Origin of the sequence: Streptomyces showdoensis (assembly GCF_039535475.1) — a bacterium.
Classification (GTDB): Bacteria; Actinomycetota; Actinomycetes; order Streptomycetales; family Streptomycetaceae; genus Streptomyces; species Streptomyces showdoensis.
In genome coordinates, this window is sequence record NZ_BAAAXG010000026.1 from 153,492 (window position 1) to 171,927 (window position 18,436).

8 protein-coding genes are annotated in these 18,436 nt (G+C 70.2%); 6 read left to right on the forward strand and 2 right to left on the reverse strand.

The features are described from left to right. Positions 1-42 precede the first annotated feature (42 nt). The 5 genes from ABD981_RS13270 (at position 43) to ABD981_RS13290 (ending at position 5,881) form a co-directional block, all read left to right on the forward strand. Complete coding sequence (locus ABD981_RS13270) at positions 43-735, forward strand: class F sortase (RefSeq protein WP_240495421.1); 693 nt, start codon at positions 43-45, stop codon at positions 733-735. Positions 736-768: 33 nt separating this feature from the next. Then, the gene (locus tag ABD981_RS13275; protein WP_046910882.1) at positions 769-1,578 is read left to right on the forward strand and encodes a hypothetical protein; all 810 of its coding nucleotides are present in this window, start codon (positions 769-771) and stop codon (positions 1,576-1,578) included. Beyond that, positions 1,575-2,936 (forward strand): sensor histidine kinase, encoded by a 1,362-nt coding sequence (locus ABD981_RS13280; protein WP_046910883.1) that lies wholly within the window; start codon positions 1,575-1,577, stop codon positions 2,934-2,936. Before ABD981_RS13275 ends, ABD981_RS13280 begins: the two co-directional genes overlap by 4 nt. Before the next feature lie 69 nt (positions 2,937-3,005). After that, the gene (locus ABD981_RS13285) at positions 3,006-4,406 is read left to right on the forward strand and encodes an FtsW/RodA/SpoVE family cell cycle protein (protein WP_046910884.1); all 1,401 of its coding nucleotides are present in this window, start codon (positions 3,006-3,008) and stop codon (positions 4,404-4,406) included. Next, on the forward strand, positions 4,403-5,881 hold the full coding sequence (locus ABD981_RS13290) for a penicillin-binding transpeptidase domain-containing protein (RefSeq protein WP_046910885.1): 1,479 nt from the start codon (positions 4,403-4,405) through the stop codon (positions 5,879-5,881). The genes ABD981_RS13285 and ABD981_RS13290 overlap by 4 nt, the downstream gene beginning before the upstream one ends. 51 nt (positions 5,882-5,932) lie before the next feature. On the opposite strand, the gene ABD981_RS13295 is transcribed toward ABD981_RS13290, so the two are convergent. Both ABD981_RS13295 and ABD981_RS13300 read right to left on the reverse strand, forming a co-directional pair. After that, positions 5,933-6,496 carry a hypothetical protein gene (locus ABD981_RS13295; protein ID WP_046910886.1) on the reverse strand — a complete coding sequence of 188 codons (564 nt, stop codon included), beginning with the start codon at positions 6,494-6,496 and terminating at the stop codon, positions 5,933-5,935. A gap of 105 nt (positions 6,497-6,601) precedes the next feature. Beyond that, positions 6,602-14,590, reverse strand: a complete 7,989-nt coding sequence (locus ABD981_RS13300) for a ricin-type beta-trefoil lectin domain protein (protein WP_240495422.1) — start codon at positions 14,588-14,590, stop codon at positions 6,602-6,604. A gap of 598 nt (positions 14,591-15,188) precedes the next feature. Here ABD981_RS13300 and ABD981_RS13305 point away from each other — a divergent pair. Beyond that, positions 15,189-18,371, forward strand: a complete 3,183-nt coding sequence (locus ABD981_RS13305; RefSeq protein WP_240495423.1) for a DNRLRE domain-containing protein — start codon at positions 15,189-15,191, stop codon at positions 18,369-18,371. Positions 18,372-18,436: the final 65 nt, after the last annotated feature.

Consider the following 18,436-nt stretch of genomic DNA (forward strand, 5'->3'; position numbering starts at 1 on the left):
GTTCAGATTCGGTCAGCAGTCCCTCCCGGATCGGAACCCGTCATGCGCCGCACGCCCCGCCGCCCCGCACCCCGCCCCGCACCCCGCCCCACCCCCTCCCGCACGCCCGGTGCCGCGGCCCCCGGCCGCCGCCACCGGCTCCTCGCCGGGAGCGCGCTCGCCCTGACCGTGGCGGGCGGCGCGGTCGTGGGCTGCGCGGGCCAGGGGGCGGCGGCCCTGGCGCCGGACGTGCGGATGCCGCACGCGTCCGCGGCCCCCGCGGACCGCCGGGCCGCGCCCCCGATGGCGGCATCCGAGCCGGTCCGGCTGGTGGTCCCGGCGGCCGGCGTGGACGCCGGGCCCGTACTGCGCCTCGGCCTGGACCCGGACCGGGAGCTCCAGGTGCCCTCCGCCGAGCAGGCGGATCGGCCCGGCTGGTACACAGGGAGCGTGACACCGGGCGAGCGCGGGGCCGCCGTCCTGGTGGCGCACTACGACACGGCCCGGGGTCCGGCGCTGCTGCGGGACGTGGCGAGGATCAAGACGGGCGACCCGATCGAGGTGGGGCGGGCGGACGGCACGACGGCCCGGTTCGCGGTCCGCGAGATACAGCAGGTAGACAAAAAGGACTTCCCTACGAATAAGGTCTATGGGAAGACCGACCGCCCCGAGCTCCGCCTCATCACCTGCGGAGGCCCGGTCCGGGACGGTCACCGGACGGACAACATCATCCTCTTCGCCGACCTGGTGAAGTGAGACGCGGAAGCACAGAAGGACAGAAGGAACCGAGTGGGAGCGCGCGCGGTACGGCTCACCGGCGCCGCGGCCGTCCTGGCCGCGGTGCTCCTCGGCGCGCTCGCCCTGGCCGGCTGCGGCAACCAGGGCGCCCTGAAGAGCGCCGGGCCCACCCCCGAGGCCGTGGGGCCGGTCCGGCTCTGGCCCGACCTGCCGCCGGCGACCAATCCGCCGATCGACTACGGCGAGTCCGACACCGAGCGGGTCCCCGGCATCGACGTCCCCGACAACGACGTCCACTCGGTCGACGCGGTGGCGGTCGTCCAGGCCGAGGTCCGCGCCCACGGCGGCGCCCGCAGCGGCGCGGACGGGCTGTACGAGGAGACCGTCCGGGCGATCGGCGCCTGCACCACCGACCGCAAGGCCTGCCCGGTCCTCGCCCCGTACTACCGCGACCTCACCGGCAACGGCCGCGACGAGCTGATCGTGGGCATCCGGATGCCCGACCAGCAGCTGGGCGTGCGGGTCTACCTCGCCGAGAACGGCGGGCTGACCAGGATCATGTCCACCGTCGACCAGGTGGTCAGCGTCGAGCTGGCCGGCCGGGACCTGATCATGCGGGTCAGCTCGGCCGGCATCCCGGGCTACGAGTACCGGACCGCCTGGTCCTGGGACGAGCAGCAGCGCACGATGCTGCCCGCGCGGGACGAGATCGTCCGGGTCAAGCCGCCGGGGCCGGGGGCCTCGGTCGTCCCGGCGCCCGCCTTCGTCAGCCCCAGCACCACCCCGGCCCCTGCCACGCCGCCGCCCGCCGCGCCCGGCGCCGGGCAGCCCGACGCGGCCCCGCCCGAGGTGAGCCAGTGAGACGTCCCCGCCTGCCCGCCTGGACCGCGACCCTCACCTGGAAGGCCGCGGTCTTCATCACCGTCATGTGCTGCGCGCTGGCCGCGCTGCTCGGCGTGCTCGTCCACGTGTCGGTGGCGGGCCAGACGGTGAAGGACTCCCGGGACAAGGCGCTCGGCAGGCTCGACGAGGTGAGCAGGCTGTACGAGTCGGGCGAGCCGCTCCCCCGCTTCGCCGGGGTCGACCCGGAGGGACTGCCCGGCTCGCTGCGGGCGCTCGCGGCCCGCGGCGACCGGGGCACCATGGTCACCGAGTACCAGGGCCGGCCGACGATGTGGGCGGCGGGCCCGGCGGACGGCAAGGCCCTCGCCGTCCGGGTCGACTACACCTCCAGCGCCGCCACCATCGACGGTCTCGACCGCTCGATCCTCGGCTCCTCGGTGCTCGCCATCGGCGCCACCCTGCTCGTCGGCGCCTTCGCCGTCACCCGGATCACCCGGCGGCTGCACCTGACCGCGCAGGTGGCCCGGCGGATCAGCGCCGGCGACCTCGACGCCCGCGTCAACGACCCCCGTACCGAGGACCCTTCACGCCCCCAGGACGAGGTGGCGACGGTCTCCGGAGCCCTGGACACGATGGCCTCCTCGCTCCAGCGCAAGCTCCAGACCGAGCAGCGCTTCACCGCCGACGTGGCGCACGAGCTGCGCACCCCGCTGACCGGCCTGTCCGCCGCGGCCGAACTGCTGCCCGAGGGGCGGCCGTCCGAGCTGGTGCGGGACCGGGTGCAGGCCATGCGCGGACTCACGGAGGACCTGCTGGAGATCTCGCGGCTCGACGCGGGCACCGAGACGGTCGACCTCGCGGTGCACGACCTCGGCCCGCTGGCCGAGCGGGTGGTGCGCGCCTCCGGCACCGCGACGGAGGTGCGGATCACCCGGGACGCCACGGTGGAGACGGACAAGCGGCGGCTGGAGCGGGTGCTCGGCAACCTGGTCGCCAACGCCCACCGGCACGGGCTGCCGCCGGTGGTGCTGAGCGTGGACGGGCCGGTCGTGACGGTGCGGGACCACGGCGAGGGTTATCCGGAGTACCTGCTGGCCGCGGGCCCGCAGCGGTTCCGCACGGAGAGCGGTGGCAAGGGCCACGGGCTCGGGCTGACCATCGCGGTGGGCCAGGCCGAGGTGATCGGCGCCGAGCTGGTGTTCGCCAACGCGCCGGACGGCGGGGCGGTGGCCCGGCTGGCCCTCCCGGAGTACGTGCGGTTCGCGGACCCGGACGGCGAAGCGGACGACGGGGCGGTCGACGGGGCGCGCGGCGAGACGGACGGCGGGGCGCGCGGCGAGACGGACGGCCGGGCCGCGGGAAGCGCGGGAAGCTGACGCACGCCCCCGACGGCACACCGTCACACAAAAGGGACATAAGGCTTACTGCTTGCTACGTTGCGGACCATGACCGCACCGCCGCCGACGAACACGAAGGACGCGCGGGACGCTCCCCCGCCGGGGCTGCGCATCCCCAAGCGCCGCGGCGTGGAACTCTCCCTCCTCGTCTGCGCCGTCCTCATCTGCGTCTACGGCTACGCCGAGGTCGGCCTCGCCCGCAGCGGCGCCGTGCCGCCGGACGCCGCCCGGTACGGCGCCGGGCTCGGCCTGCTCGCCCTGCTCGCGCACCTCGCGGTCCGGTGGCGCGCCCCCTACGCCGACCCGCTGCTGCTGCCGATCGCCGTGCTGCTCAACGGACTCGGCCTGGTCCTCATCTACCGGCTCGACCTGGAGACCCCCGGCGACCGGGCGGCCCCCACCCAGCTGGTGTGGTCGACCCTCGGCGTCGGCCTGTTCATCGTGGTCGTGCTGCTCCTCCGCGACCACCGGCTGCTCCAGCGCTACGCGTACCTCTCGGTGGCCACGGCCCTCGGCCTGATGATCCTGCCGATCTTCTTCCCCGCCGTGAACGGGGCCAAGATCTGGATCCGCGTCGGCGGACTCTCCTTCCAGCCCGGGGAGTTCGCCAAGATCCTGCTCGCCGTCTTCTTCGCCGCGTACCTCGCCGCCAACCGCAACGCGCTGGCCTACACCGGCCGCACGGTCTGGCGGCTCCAGTTCCCCACCGGCCGCGTCCTCGGCCCGATCGTCGCGATCTGGCTGCTCAGCGTCGGGGTCCTGGTCCTGGAACGCGACCTGGGCACCTCGCTGCTCTTCTTCGGCCTGTTCGTGATCATGCTGTACGTGGCGACCGGCCGCACCGGCTGGATCGCGGTCGGCCTCGTCCTCGCCGCGGCGGGCGCCTTCCTGGTCGGCTCCCTCGAACCGCACGTCCACAGCAGGGTCCAGGACTGGCTCGACCCCTTCGCCTCGATCCGCGCCGGGGACGGTCCGGGCCAGCTCGCCCAGTCCCTGTTCGCCTTCGCGGCGGGCGGGATGCTCGGCGCGGGCCTCGGCCTCGGCCACTCCGTCCTCATCGGCTTCGCGGCCAAGTCGGACTTCATCCTGGCCACCGCCGGCGAGGAGCTGGGCCTGGTCGGCCTGACCGCCCTGTTCCTCCTGTACGCCCTGCTCGTCGCCCGCGGCTACCGCGCCGGCCTCGCCCTGCGCGACCCCTTCGGCCGGCTCCTCGCCATCGGCCTCGCCTCGATCCTGGCCCTCCAGGTCTTCGTCATCGCCGGCGGGGTGATGGGCCTGATCCCGCTCACCGGCATGGCGATGCCGTTCCTCGCCCAGGGCGGCTCCTCGGTCGTCACCAACTGGATCATCGTGGCCCTCCTGGTCCGGGTCTCCGACTCGGCCCGGACCCCGCGCCCGGACATGGCGGACGGCGGGGTGATCGCCCCGATCACGGAGGACGAAAGATGATCCGCTACATCCGCCGCGCGGCGGCCCTCTGCCTGGTCCTCCTCGTCGCCCTGCTCGTCAACGCGGCCCGGGTCATGGTCTTCGAGGCCGACGCGTACGACGAGAACCCGGCCAACCGCCGGATCGCGATCACCCGCTGGGGCGAGCCGCGCGGCGAGATCACCGTGGACGGGCACCCGGTCACCGGCTCCCGCGACAGCGGACAGCAGCTGCGCTACGAACGCACGTACACCCAGGGCCCGTTGTACGCACCGGTGACCGGCTACGCCTCCCAGACCTACGGCACCACCCTCCTGGAGAGCGCGGAGGACTCCCTCCTCTCCGGCACCGACCCGATGCTCGCGCCGCTCCCGCTGTGGAACGACGTCAGCCGCGGCCGGCAGCCCGGCGGCGACGTGGTCACCACGATCCGGGCCCGGATGCAGGAGGCGGCCTACCGCGGCCTGGACGGCAGGCGGGGCGCGGTCGCGGCGATCGAACCGGCGAGCGGCCGCATCCTCGCGCTGGTCTCCTCCCCCTCGTACGAGCCCGGCGTCCTGTCCGGCACGGGCCCCGCGGTGGCCGAGAGCTGGAAGCGGCTCAACACCTCGCCCGACCAGCCGATGCTGAACCGCGCGATCCGCCAGACCTACCCGCCCGGCTCCACCTTCAAGATCGTCACGGCGGCGGCGGCCCTGGACGCGGGCGTGGTCACCGACGTCGACGCGCCCACCGACACCCCCGACCCGTTCGTCCTCCCCGGCACCCGCCAGGTCCTCCCCAACGAGGCCACCGGCTGCGCCGACGCCTCCCTGGCGTACGCGATCCAGTGGTCCTGCAACACGGTGATGGCCGGCCTCGGAGTGAAGGTGGGCCTCACGGACATGGTGACGGCGGTCGAGAAGTTCGGCTTCGACGACACGGGCCTCCGGATCCCGTCCTGGGTGGCGAAGTCGAACTTCGACACCGACATGAGCGACGACCAGCTGGCCCTCTCCTCCATCGGCCAGTTCGACACGGCGGCGACCCCCCTCCAGATGGCGATGGTCGCCGCGGCGGTCGCCAACAACGGCGAGATCGCCTACCCCCACCTGGTCGACCGCACCACCACCGCGGGCGGCACCACCGTCGACACCACCGGCCGCCGCAGCTACCGCCAGGCCATGCGCCCCTCGACCGCGAACCAGCTCCAGAACCTGATGGTCCGCGCGGTGGAGGAGGGCACCGGCACCAACGCGGCCATCCCCGGCGCCCGCGTCGGCGGCAAGACCGGCACCGCCCAGCACGGCCTCGGCAACACCGGCACCCCCTACGCCTGGTTCATCGCCTGGGCCCAGGCCACCGACTCGGCCCAGCCGGCCGTCGCGGTGGCGGTGGTGGTGGAGGACGCGGAGGCCAGCCGAACCGACATCAGCGGCGGCGGGAACGCGGCCCCGATCGCGCGCGCGGTGATGGAGGAGGGGCTGCGGCTGGAGGCGGAGGGGCGGGGGCGGTAGGGGGACGAGAAGGGCCGCCGTCACCACCATGGTGGTGACGGCGGCCCTCGCTCAGTCGCCGGAGGCTTCGAGCCATCGTCCGGCGGCCGCCTTCTCTTGCTCCGAGATCCTCTGCTGGCTCGCCACCCATTCCGCGTGCTTCCGGAGGTCCGGGAGGCTGGAGAATCCGGCCGCCACCACGGTGATCACGGCCAGCTCGTGCGAGGCGCAGAAAGCGGCGACGTCTCCCTTCACCGAGAGCGTGGTGAACTCCGGTGAGCCGAAACCGAGACCCAGAGCGGTGACGGAACCCTCGCCCACCAGATCCCAGGATTCGGCCAGCCGAACCCGTGCCCACCACAGGTCCCGCCCGTCCTCGTCGAGCGGGACGGCGACCAGGAATTCGCCGTCGTCCCCGATCAGCCCACCCGCTCGGCACAGCTCGAACCAGCTGTCGTTCGCCTTGGTGAGGAAATCCGGTTCGGTGCGTTCGACGGTCGCGACGGAACACTGCCCGGCACGCTGCTGATATCCGGTGGCGAGGTTGGCCAGTGCCGGCGGGACGAGAGGGAGTTTCAGGTCCAGCAGTTCCAGGAAGACCAGTCCGGCAGGGGCGAGTCGCCCAGCGTGGTCCATTGCACAAACCTTTCCGGAAGACCTTCGGACACGTCCACCGAGGGTGGACGTAGCAGTGCGCGACACCCCTCGTGGGATGCCGCGCACTGCGATTTCTCTAATCTACTACCTGCCCCAGAGACCGCTGTAGAGGCGTGGCGAGCCGTAGTTGTGGACGCCCCCCCTCGTCAGGGGGAACCAGGCGATCTGCCCTGTCGTCGGATGGACCATGATCCGGATCTGACTTCCCGGCTGCCTGTTCCAGTAGATCAACGCTCCACCCGTCGGGCCCTGTCCGATCCACGAGGCCCACTGGGCCCGCTGCCGGGGGTTGAGATCCCGTCCGGTGAAGTGGTCGAGTCCGTCGGGAGCGCTGCCGTGACGCGCCGGCATGTTCGGGTTCGCACGGAAGTCGGCGACCAGCTGATGCGTCTCCGGCGGAACGTCGAAGAAGTTGCCGAGGTCGTTCATGTCCGTCTGACGGGCCTCGATCTCCGCGTCCGAGTAGTGGTCCGGCGCCCAGTTCTCCTGGTCGCCACCACCACCCGAACCACCCGACTCTCCTGCCGTCGGGCAGGAGTCGTTGTGGACGAGGAGCGAGGTCGCACCCGCGAGCACGTAGTACGTGTGGATCTCGCTGACGGTGAGATTGTGCACGGTCGCCGCCGGAGCGATCGACCGCTGTACAGACGTGACCTGGACGTACGTACCAGAGCTGGTCCGCAGCCACTGCCCCGGCTTCAGGTCGGTTGCCTTGATCCAGCGCCGCAGCTCGGGCACCCACACGGGGTGGCCGTCGGTCGCCGTGAACAGGGCCGTCCGCTCGCCGGCGGCACCATCGGTGTCGATGGTGACCGTGACCAGGTGCTTGAGGCCCTGACCCTTGATCTCGGCGGTGACCGTCTCGACTCGGGTCTCGCCGGTCTCCGGGTCGGTCGCGAGGACCTTGTCGCCGGTCCTGACCTTCTCGATCGGCTTGGTGGAGCCGTCGGCCATCAGCACCCTCGTGCCGGGCACGAAGCTGTTGCAGCCCGCCTTGCCGGAGCCGCCGCCGCCGCTGGAGCCGCCGCTGTTCCGCGAGGAACCGCCGGAGGAACCGCCGGGCTTGCTGGTGCTGACCTTGCCGCCGCCCCCGCTCTTGGGCCTGGGCTGGGAGGAGGACTTCGGCGCGGCCTTCGCCTGCGACTGCTTGTGGGCCGGGTTACCGGTCTTCCGCTTCGCTGCCGCGGCGGCATCGGCCTTGCGTCTGGCTGCTTCGGCCGCCTTTTTCTTCGCCCGTTGCGCTGCCTCCTTCTTGGCCTTCTCGATGGCCAGCTTCTTGGCCTTCAAGGCTGCCGCCTCGGCGGCCTTGGCCGCCTTCAGGACGGCCTCGGCGGCCCGCTTGGCGACCTTGAACGCCTTGATGGCGTCGATGGTGCGGTTGACCGCCTTGATCACCGACGGGATCTTGCCGAGCTTCGTCCACGGGATCGCGTCGATGATGATGCTCGCGCAGGACCACATGTCACCGCCGAAGCAGGCCATGGCGTCGTTGATGCCGATGAAGTCCTTCAGCGTCTCCCACGCGACCGCGAGGATCACCGAGGTGAGGGACTTGCCCTGCATCGCCTGCGCCTGGGCGACCTGCGCCGCCGACAGACCGGCGCCCGCGAGGGCCGCGGCCCGCTCGGATGCGTTCAGGGTGATCGCGAGACCGGTCGGGTCGTCGAACGTCACCGGGTTGTTGTGGGCGTAGACGTACCCGTTGGACTGCTGCGGGTCGTTCAGGTCCATCATCGGGTCGGCGGACAGGAACCGTCCGACCACCGGATCGTAGAGACGGGCACCCAGCGGCGTGTAGCCGGAGGCGTCGTCCCGGACCTTGCCCAGGAAGCCGGTGTGGCTCTGCTGGTTGGCTCCGACCGTACCGGCGCCCCGCTGGTTGCCGAACGGGTCCTGCTTGCGGATCCGCACCGCCATCGTGCCGCTCATGGCGACCTCGGCGTACGTCGAACCCTGGTGGTCACTGGTCATGGCGACCAGTTGGTCGCCCGCCGTTCCGGCGGCGTAGCGCATGACCTGGCCGCCGGGGGTCGAGTAGGTGCGCTGGCTGTTCAGCAGCACACCGCCCGGCTGGATGGTGACCTCGGTGTCACCGAGGTACAGCGTGGCCGTCTTGCCCTTGATGGTCAGCAGACGGTCGCCGCCGGGGCCGTAGATGTGGCGGGTGTCGTTCTGCGCCCCCCACAGCTGGGCCGAGGACGTGCTGTCACAGGCGGCCAGCACGATCGGCGTGCCGTTCGTGGAATTGGCGCCCTGGACCGCGAGGCACAGGTTGTTCGACGCGGGGTGGATCAGCTGTCCCGCGGTGTTGCGCTTCAGCTCCTGCGCGGCGGAGCCGTTGCACTTCTGGATCTGGACCGCCGAGCCGGCCGTGTTGGCGGCGGGCTGGAGGCACCAGTCGCCGTACACCGTCATGGTGCCCCGGTTGGGGTCCGGCTGCGTCCCGCCCACGAGGGCCGGGGTCGGCACGAACTTCCAGTTCTGGGCGACGGTGGTGTTGCAGGTGTAGAGCTGGACCGGCTGCGCGGCTGCTCCGAGGCCGCTCTTGAGGTCGAGGCACTTGTCGGCCAGGCCCACGTAAGGGGTCTGGCCTCCGGCGCCCGCGCCGGTGATCCGGTCGATCTGGCCGTCGTACGTCCAGGACAGCGTCTGCTTGTCGCCGTTCTGGAGCGAGGTGACCTGCTTGGTCTCGCCGGTCAGCTCGTACAGCCGCTCGGCCTCGGCCTTGACCTGCGCACCCGCGGGGGTGGTGTAGGTCTTCGACACCTTGGTGAGCGTGTGCGGCTGAGCGCCGTCCGCCTTGCCGTACGCGTAGTCGGTCGTCGCGTCCTTGGCGGTGTTGCCCGACAGGTCCTTCTCGACGAGCTTCTTCCGGTTGCCCATCAGGTCGTACTCGTACTGCTGCCAGTAGCCCGAGCCGTCGGCGCCGGCGGCGACGTTGAGGCTGCCGTCGGCCTTCTTCGGTGCGGTGCAGGCGGTCTGGTCCTTGGAGGTCCAGGCCTCCTTCAGCTGACCCAGCGGGTCATACGTGAAGCACTGGTTCTCCTCGATCCCGGTGGCTCCCTCACGGATGCCCGTGACGTTGCCGGAGGCGTCGTAGGAGTAGGAACGGCTCGACACCAGGTTGCCGCTGACGACCGACGGGTCGGCCTTCTCGCGGTAGGTCTCCTGCTTGGTCAGTTCACCGGTGGACTCGTCGTACGAGTTCTGCGCCCACACCCGGTACGGCTGCGCGCCCAGCGTGGAGCGCATGACCTGGCCGTACGGGGAATAGACCGTCTCCGTGCCGTACCAGTCCTTGCCGGAGAGGGCTACCGGCTTGCCGTCCTGGTTGTACCGGACGACGAGCTTCTCCGCGTCGAACTTGCCGGCCTTGGGCAGGGTCGCCTCGTCCAGCATGCCGTTGTCGGAGTAGGTGTAGCCGTAGGTGTAGTCCTTCTGCAGACCCCAAGTGCTGACGATCGAGTCCGGCAGCGAGAGGGTCGTCGAGGTCGGCTGGTACTCCTTGGAGTACCCGTTGATCTTCTGGACGTAAGCGAGACCGTCCGTGTAACGGGTGGCGGTGGCCGGCAGGCCCTTGCCGCCGGGAACCGTGTCGTAGGTGAAGTCGGACAGGACCTTGCCGTTGGCGTCCGTCTCACGCTGCTGCTTCGGGCGGGACAGCTCGTCGTAGCTGTTCCACACGGTGCCGCGGGCGTTGGCGATGGTCACCGGACGGTCGCGGTCGTCGTACGTGGTCACCGTGGTGCCGGTGTCGGGGTCGGTCGCCGTCTCCACCCGGCCGCGCTTGTCGTACGTCCACGACCACGGGTGGGCCGGGTCGGTCGACGAGGTCGCCTTGGCGAGCTGGCCGCGCGGGTCGTACTCGTAGCGGGTCGACGTGCGGCCGCCCGGAGCAGCCGGGTTGATGGTGTCGGTGCGGACGGTGCGTCCGATGGCGTCGGTGAAGACCTGGTAGGTCGAGGTGCCCTGCGGCTGAATCACCTTGGACCAGTCCGGACCGTACTCGTACCGGACCGCCTTTTCCGGGACCTCCTGGGAGATGGCCTCGGTGGTACCCGGGGCCTTCACCTTGAGGACCGGCATCTCCTCGGTCACACGGCCGAGGCCGTCGTACGTGTACCGGGTGATGTTCGGAACCGTGGTGTCGGCGAGCGGCGTGAACAGCTCGCCGTCCGGCTCGTCCGGGTTCAGGTAGGCGTTGTTGGTCTGGTAGACCTCACCGGCACTGTCGTACAGCGTGTCGGTGATCAGCCGGCCGCCGCCGTCCGCCTGCTCCTGCGACTGGCGCTCACGGCCGAGGCCGTCGTAGATGCTGACGGACTTCTCGATCCGGTCCTCGTAGCCACGCGCATACGTGGCGACGTAAGGAGGCTTGCGGATCTTCTTGCCGTCCGGGTCGTCGGGGTCCGTCGTCTCCTGCGGGATCACGTAGTCGGCACGGAAGTCCGGAACCCCGGAGCCCGGAGTGCGGCCCGGGGACCACGCCTCCTTCAGCCGGCCCAGCGGATCGTAGATCGACTCGCTCACGTAGCCGTTGGCGTCGGTCACCTTCAGCGTGACCGCACGGCCCGGCTCGACCTCCTTGACCTGGGCGTGGCCCAGCGGATTCGTCTCGGTGATCTTGAAGACCTGCCCCGTGGGCGGGTCATAGGTGATCAGTGATTCCTTGCGGTCCGGGTCGATCATCTTGGTGACCCGCCCGACGGCGTCGAAGACCGTGGTGCCGCTCGACTGGAAGCCTGTGCCCTTGCCGTTCAGCGACCAGGACTCGGTCGCCAGACCGCGGCCGGTGGCGCCGAGAGCGGTGCCGTAGGCGGTGTTGTCGTAGGCCGTGCGCGCTCCGCCGCTGAGCGTGCCGAGGTTGGTCCAGTCGGCCTTGGCGCACGTCGTCGGGGAGGCGAGGACCTGCTTCGACAGACCGATCAGGTTCCTGGTCGTGTCGTGCAGGTACTCCATCTTGGTGCAGGACTCGTCACCCGCCTGGGTGTCGTCGCCCAGCGACTCCACCAGCGTCGGCAGACCGTACGTCGACTCGTACGTGGTGTTCGTCCGCACCGTGCGCAGCGTGCGCTTGTCGTCGCCCGTGCCGGACGACTTCGTGTACGCGACCTCCTCCGGCTCCGTGACCCGCCAGGCCTTCAGCGGGGTCAGGCCGTCGCCGCGGTCGCGGCTGGCCAGCTCGGTCGCCTCGGGGATGGTGATGCTGCGGGTCAGCCAGTTGGTGTCGGCGTCCGTCGCGTTGGTGTAGGAGAGTTCCTCGGCGATGCGGCCCGCGAACGCGTCGCGGTCGTAGACCTGCCTGCCGTCGGCCGTCTTGATCGGGTTGCCGTGGATGTCCGTCATGGCGACGTTGTCGCCCATGCCGCGGTAGAAGCGGGTGACGGCCTTGGTCTTGGGCGCCTCGGCGCCCGGACCGCCCTGGCCGGGGGTGTCCTCGCCGGGGGTGGAGCCCTCGCCGCTGTCGGAGGCGGCCTTGCGCTCACCGGTGATGACGGTGGTCTGCTCGAAGCCCGCGAACTGCGAATAGGTCCGGGTGGACTTCTTCGTGAACTCGGCCTCGGCCAGCTTCCAGCCGGCGTTCTTGTAGTCGTACGCCGTCGTGGTCGAGAACGAGCCGGCGACGTTCGGCAGCTCCTCGATCGAGTCGACCACGTACTTGTTGAACCAGTCGATGTCCTCGACTTCGGAGTCCGGGTGCCAGTACGACGGGTAGCACAGGCGCGTGTTGGACTTCAGCGCGGCCGTGTCGGTCTTGGCCGGCAGGCCGGTACCAGAGAGGCACTGGCCCGTGCGGTCCTTGTACTCGACGACCGTCTCGCCGCCGTACTCGTTGACGACGCGGGCGACGCGCAGCCGGGAGAAGCCGGGCCGCGGGTCGGTGGCCTCGCTGCCGCCGCGCAGGACGCGGTTGGGCATGTCGTCGGCGTTGTACTCGAAGCGGACCGGGTTCAGCTCCACCTTGGCGTCGGTCGTGCCCTTGCGGCCGTAACCGGTGCGCTGGATCGACTCCAGCCACAGGGCCGTGTTGGCGCCCGTCCTGAGGACCGGGAAGCTCTGCTTGAGCTGGTACTCGTCGACGACCTGGCGCGAGGCGGTGGTGGTCAGGCGCTGCGCGGACGTGGTGATCTTGTCCAGGCGCTTGGTGGTCCAGAAGGTCGGACCGGCGTTCCAGCACTTCCGCTTGTACGTGGAGGTGACGGCCTGGCAGCGCAGGTCGGCCGGGGTGTCGTACCAGATGCGGTACTTACCCGGGTCGGGCGACGCGAAGTTGTCGTCCGTGCAGGTCAGCGTGCCCTCTTTGAAGCACCGCTCTTCGACCGAGAACCCGATGCGCGCCGGGGCCGTGGCGGTGAAGATGCTGTCCTTGCGCTGGCCGTAGTAGATGTGCGACAGGTAGCCGCCGCGGTCGTACTTGACCGGACCCTTGAAGTAGAAGTTCTTCGCGTAGTAGTTCTGCTCCTTCTTCCACCAGAAGGACATCGCGTTGCCGTGGATGTCCTCGACGTAGTCGAGGTTCCACTGCCAGCCCTGGGTGCAGGACGACTTCTTCCAGTCCTCCTTCGTCGGGCCCGCGTAGCAGGGCTCGTCCGGGTGGTTGCCGTAGACGGGCACCGTGAGGACGGAGTCGGTGGTCGGGTCGTCGGGGTCGGCACCGTGGTTCGACCAGCCCGGGAGGCGGTTCAGGCCGAAGTGGTACTTGGTGCCGTCCTTGGTGGTGACGATCCAGTACTCGTTGTTGCGGGCCTTGTTGTCGGTGTCCTCACCGGTGACCTGCTGGATCGTGGAGCCGTCGCCGTTGGCGGTGAACCACTTGCTCTTGGCCGCGTCCCAGACGAGCTCGGTGGTCATGCCGCCGAGCGAGAGGGTGGCGTTGTTGGAGCCCCAGCACAGGTCCGCGGTCTTGTGGTCCTTGTTGTTGGCCCCGGCCTTCTTGGAGTCCTGGCGGCAGTTGGTGTAGTTCCGGCTGATGGAGCCCGGGTTGTAGTCCCAGCCGTCGCCGATCCAGGAGGCCTGGTTGTTCGTCGAGGAGGTGCGCCCGTCGACGGACTGCGAGTTGTACGACAGGTTCACCTTCGGCATCAGGCCGCCGGCGGTCTCCGGGGTCTGCACCTGGTACGCGTAGGTGAAGGCACCGTTGGAGGAACCCGCCGCCCACGAACCGGCCGACAGCAGCGGCGAGGCCGTGAAGTCACCAGACGCCGAGGAGCCGGTGTCCATCGCGCCGACGACCTGGCGGCCGGAGGCGTCGACGACCTGGAGGCCGTCCGCGGCCGGCAGGGACGCCTTGCGCGCGGAGGCGCCGGAGACGCCCGACGCGGCACCCGCGTCCGGGAGCAGGTTCGCGACCGGAACGGTTCCCGACAGGATCTGCCGGGTCGCGGAGCCCTTCTTAGCGGTCGGCTTCAGTCCGGCCTGCGCGGTCGGCACGTCCTTGACGACGCTGCGCAGCCGCTCGACGCCGTGGCCCTGCTCGTCCTTGCCGGCCATGGTCTCGACGCCCTCGTCGGGGGCGCAGTCGCCGGTGTCCGGGGAGTCGAGGACACAGCTCGGCAGCAGCATCAGGCCGAAGCGCTCGGCGGCGAGCTGGCCGTAGCGGTCCTTGAAGCCGCTGGTGTCGACGTCGAGGAGCACCTGTGCGGTGGGGTCGGCGGTGGCCGGGGGCACGATCTCCATGACCATGCCGGGGACGCCGGACTCCTCGGACGTGGTGGTCGACTTGATCGCGACCTGCCAGTCACCCGCGATGGTGGCGGGGTCCTGTCCGACCGGGACGCCGACGCCGACCGGCAGCAGGGCCGAGGTGGCGGTGTTGGTGACCTGGACGGTCTTGCCCGCCTCGACCTTGGAGGGGTCGGCCTTTCCGGCGTCGGCCGCCCAGGGGTCGACCGCCTGCGGCACGTACGGTTCGACCTTCTGAGCCTGAGCGGTGCTCAGGATCTTCTGGGCCGCGACGTCGTCGGCCAGGGTGGTGCTCTCGGGGATGTCCGGGAGGTCGACCTCTGCGGTCGTCTCCTCGCGGCTCATCCCGTCCCCGGGGACGGCCAGGGCCTGCGAGCCCAGGCTGGTCACCGTCAATGTCGATGACAACAATAGGACGACAGCCGTGCGGCTGAGCCGACGGCGTCGTCGTTGTGACTCTGTCAGGGCGAGGCGATGTCGCCCCAGCCATGACAGCGGACCTGAAGCACGCATACGCGTCGACTCCCACCCAGACGAACAAGACAACGGATGAGGTGCGGAAACACCAAAGAGCACGCGCCCGGATCAGGCGCGTGCGTGCGCACTCTCCGTCATGCACGACGCTGGATACAAGATCGGTGATCGCGTCCGCAATCGTGCGAAGTGATCTTCACCACGGTGCACTCGCAAACAGAGCACCGCACATACGATCTTCATGAGGGATCAGGAGGGTTCCGGCATTCGGAACCTAACACTCCACCAAAAGGGCACAATCCGGCCATCTTGACGTCCCATCTGATTCTCACACGCTCACTCATAACATCTTCATAAAACTCTCAGATATGGACGTCTCCTGATTGCCGTGTGATCGTGTGCGCGCCTGTGCCCCGCGGTCTAGACCGCGGGGCTGTCTGTGCTGTCCGAAATCCTCTGGTTCCCACGGGAGTAGACCGCCGTGCCCGCGCCGCCTCGCCTTCTCAGCCCATTCGTGCGCACGCGCACGCGGCTGAGCCTCACTCTCGGCCTCGTCCTGGCCGCACTCACCGCCGCGCTGCTGCCCTGGTGGCAGCCGAACGGCCCGACCGCCCCGGGTTCCCAGACCTCCACCGAAGCGCGCAACGCGTCGGTGGGTCCGCGAGACGAGGCCACCGCGGTGGCCGAAGCGAAGCGGACGGGCAAGAAGGTGCTCGTCGAAACGGCGACCACCGAGACCCAGCTCATCTGGGCACAGCCCAACGGCAAGATGCTCACCCAGATCGACGCCCTGCCGCAGCGGGCGAAGAACGCCGAGGGCAACTGGGCGCCGATCGACACCACGCTGCACCGCACGAAGGCCGCCGGGCCGCTGAACGTCAGCCCGGCCAACGCCGTCGTCCCGGTCCGGTTCTCCAGCGGCTCCGGCGGCGGCAAGGCCGCCCGCGCCGACCGCTCCTTCAGCCGGCTCCCGCTGGCCGAGGGCACGTCGAACGGCACTCCGCTCGCCGAGGTCGAACTGGGCGGCCACACCGTCACGTACACCTGGCCGACCGCGCTTCCCGAGCCCGTCCTCGACGGCCCGCGCGCGCTCTACCCCGAGGTCTTCCCGGGCGTCGACCTGCTGCTCGTGGCCCGCGCGGAGGGGGGCTTCGGTCAGGTCCTCATCGTGAAGAACCGCGAGGCCGCGAAGAACCAGGCGCTGTCGACGGTGAAGTTCGGGATGAGCTCGAAGACCGCCGTCTTCCGGCAGAACACCGCGGCGAACGTGATCCAGGTGCTGGACAGGTCCGGCCAGGAGATCGGCTCCGTCCCCACCCCGTTCGCCTGGGACTCCGCCGGGCGGGACGCCGACAAGCCGGGCGCCGCGCCGCGCACCGCCGTCGCCACCCCGGCCGACGTGCTGAAGCTGTCGGGCCTCACCGGCATCGAGCCCGGCGCGAAGTCGGCCCAGCTGCCGGTCGTGCTCGACGGCGACGGCACCGGCGAGCTGGCCGTCGGCCTGAAGGTGGCCGAGACCAAGCTGCTGAGCGACGCGGACACCGCGTACCCGGTCTTCATCGACCCGCCGCTCAACACCGGCTTCCTCAACTGGACCGTTGCGTACAAGAAGTACCCGAGCTCCAGCTTCTGGAACGGTACGAACTTCTCGTCCGGCACCTCCGACGCCCGCGTCGGCTACGAGAGCGACACCGGCGGTCTGGCCCGCTCCTTCTGGCAGATGAGGTTCTCCACCACCTACAAGTACGCCAAGTTCGACTGGGCGTACTTCAAGGTGAAGAACAACCACTCCTGGTCCTGCACCGAACGGCAGATGGAGTTCTGGCTGACCGGCGGCATCTCGTCGGGCACCACCTGGAACGCACAGCCGAGCTGGGCGAAGGTGCTGCACAAGAAGTCCTTCGCGCACGGCTGGTCCAGCTCCTGCCCGGACGAGTACGAGTCGTTCACCGTCACCTCGGCCGCCCAGGAGGCCGCCGACAAGGGCTGGTCGAACATCACCTTCGGCATGCGCGCCACCAGCGAGTCCGACACCCAGACCTGGCGCAAGTTCGCCGCCACCGGCGCGACGCTGACCGGTGAGTTCAACCGCGCGCCGACGCAGCCGACCTCCGGCACCTCCGCCCCCGGCGGCGCGTGCGTGACGGGCAGCTCGGGCACCGGCGTGCTCATCGGCCGGACCAACATCACCCTGAAGGCAAAGGGCGCCGACGCCGACGGCAACCTCTCCAAGCTGCGCTTCCGGTTCTGGAAGGACGGCGGCTCCGCCGTGGACCGCCCGCTGGCGACTCCGGACGCCAACGGCTGGGCACAGGTGATCATCCCGGCCACGGATCCGCTCCTGAAGGACATCACCGCCAACACGACGTTCCTCTGGGACGTGCGCTCCGAGGACTCGACGTACCCCGACGCGGGTTCCACCTCGTCGTTCTTCCCGGACGGCTCCTACCCCTGCCGGCTCACCGTCGACCCGACCGCGCCGCCGCAGCCGGACATCACCAGCACGGTGTTCGACGAGGCGACCCCGGACGGCAAGACCTGGGCGAAGGTGAACTTCGGCAAGCCCGGCGACTTCACCTTCACCGCCGCGGGCGCGACGCGCTTCTCGTACGGCTTCGAGGGCCAGGGCTACAAGGACACCCCGCCGCCGGTCAACGGCAAGGTCACGCTGAAGGACGTCGCCCCGCCGCACGCGGGCCCGATCCAGATCAACGTGTTCGCGTACGACGCCAACGGCAACCAGAGCCTGCGCGGCGACTACTCCTTCTACCTGCCGCCGCGCGACACGGCCGACGGTCCGATGGACACCGGCGGTGACGGGGTCGCCGACCTGCTCGTGCTCTACCCGGACGGCAAGCTGAAGAACTGCGTCGGCGCTCCCGCCGACCCCGCGGTCCCGGGCACCGGCGGTGAGCTCTACAGCTGCCTGTCCGCGTCCTACGTCACGGCGGGCAAGAAGACCGATCCGCCGAACCACTGGATCGACGCCGCCGGCAACGCCTCGCTCATCGCGCACTACAACGACGTCTACCCCGGCGACGGCTCGACCGACCTGTTCGCGGTCACCCCGGACAAGCAGTTCTGGCTCTACCCGGGCGACGGCTACGGCAGCTTCAACGTGGACCAGCGGATCAAGATCCGGCTGCCTTCCAACGCGCCCGCGCCGAGCACCTGGACGCAGATGAAGGCGATCGGCGACGTGACCGGCGACAAGAACCCGGACATCGCCCTGCGCGCCGGCAACGCGTTCTGGATCCTCTCGGGTTACACCGGGGCCACCTTCCAGACCGCCACGCTCATGGAGGGCACCGCCTGGGCCCGCCGTGACATCGTCAACATCGCGGACATGAACAAGGACGGCACGCCCGACCTGCTCTGGCGCAACCTGGACAACGGCAACATGTACGCCCGGCACGGCAAGCCCGGTCCGGTGACCGGCAGCGTCGACCTGGAGTCGATCAAGGTGGCGGCCAACTCGCTCAACGGCGACGTCGCCTTCGGCACCAACTGGACCGAGGCCAACGTGACCACGGCCATCGGCCTCCCCGACGTCAACAAGGACGGGGTCCCGGACATCTGGGCCCGCTTCGGCGACACCGGCAACATCAAGCTGTACTACCCGTCCACCACCAACACCAACGCACCGGTCAGGACGGTCCTGGCGGTCGACTGGCGGACCATCAGGGCGTTCGGCTGATCCCCGGCCACCCCGCACCACACCGAGCCCCCGGCGCCCCAAGGCGCCGGGGGCTCACCCCTTTC

Bases quoted from the DNA above. Each gene is read 5' to 3' on its own strand.
- ABD981_RS13285 (WP_046910884.1), top strand. From the start codon at position 3,006: ATGACCGCACCGCCGCCGACGAACACGAAGGACGCGCGGGACGCTCCC.
- ABD981_RS13290 (WP_046910885.1), top strand. From the start codon at position 4,403: ATGATCCGCTACATCCGCCGCGCGGCGGCCCTCTGCCTGGTCCTCCTC.
- ABD981_RS13295 (WP_046910886.1), bottom strand. From the start codon at position 6,496: ATGGACCACGCTGGGCGACTCGCCCCTGCCGGACTGGTCTTCCTGGAA.
- ABD981_RS13270 (WP_240495421.1), top strand. From the start codon at position 43: ATGCGCCGCACGCCCCGCCGCCCCGCACCCCGCCCCGCACCCCGCCCC.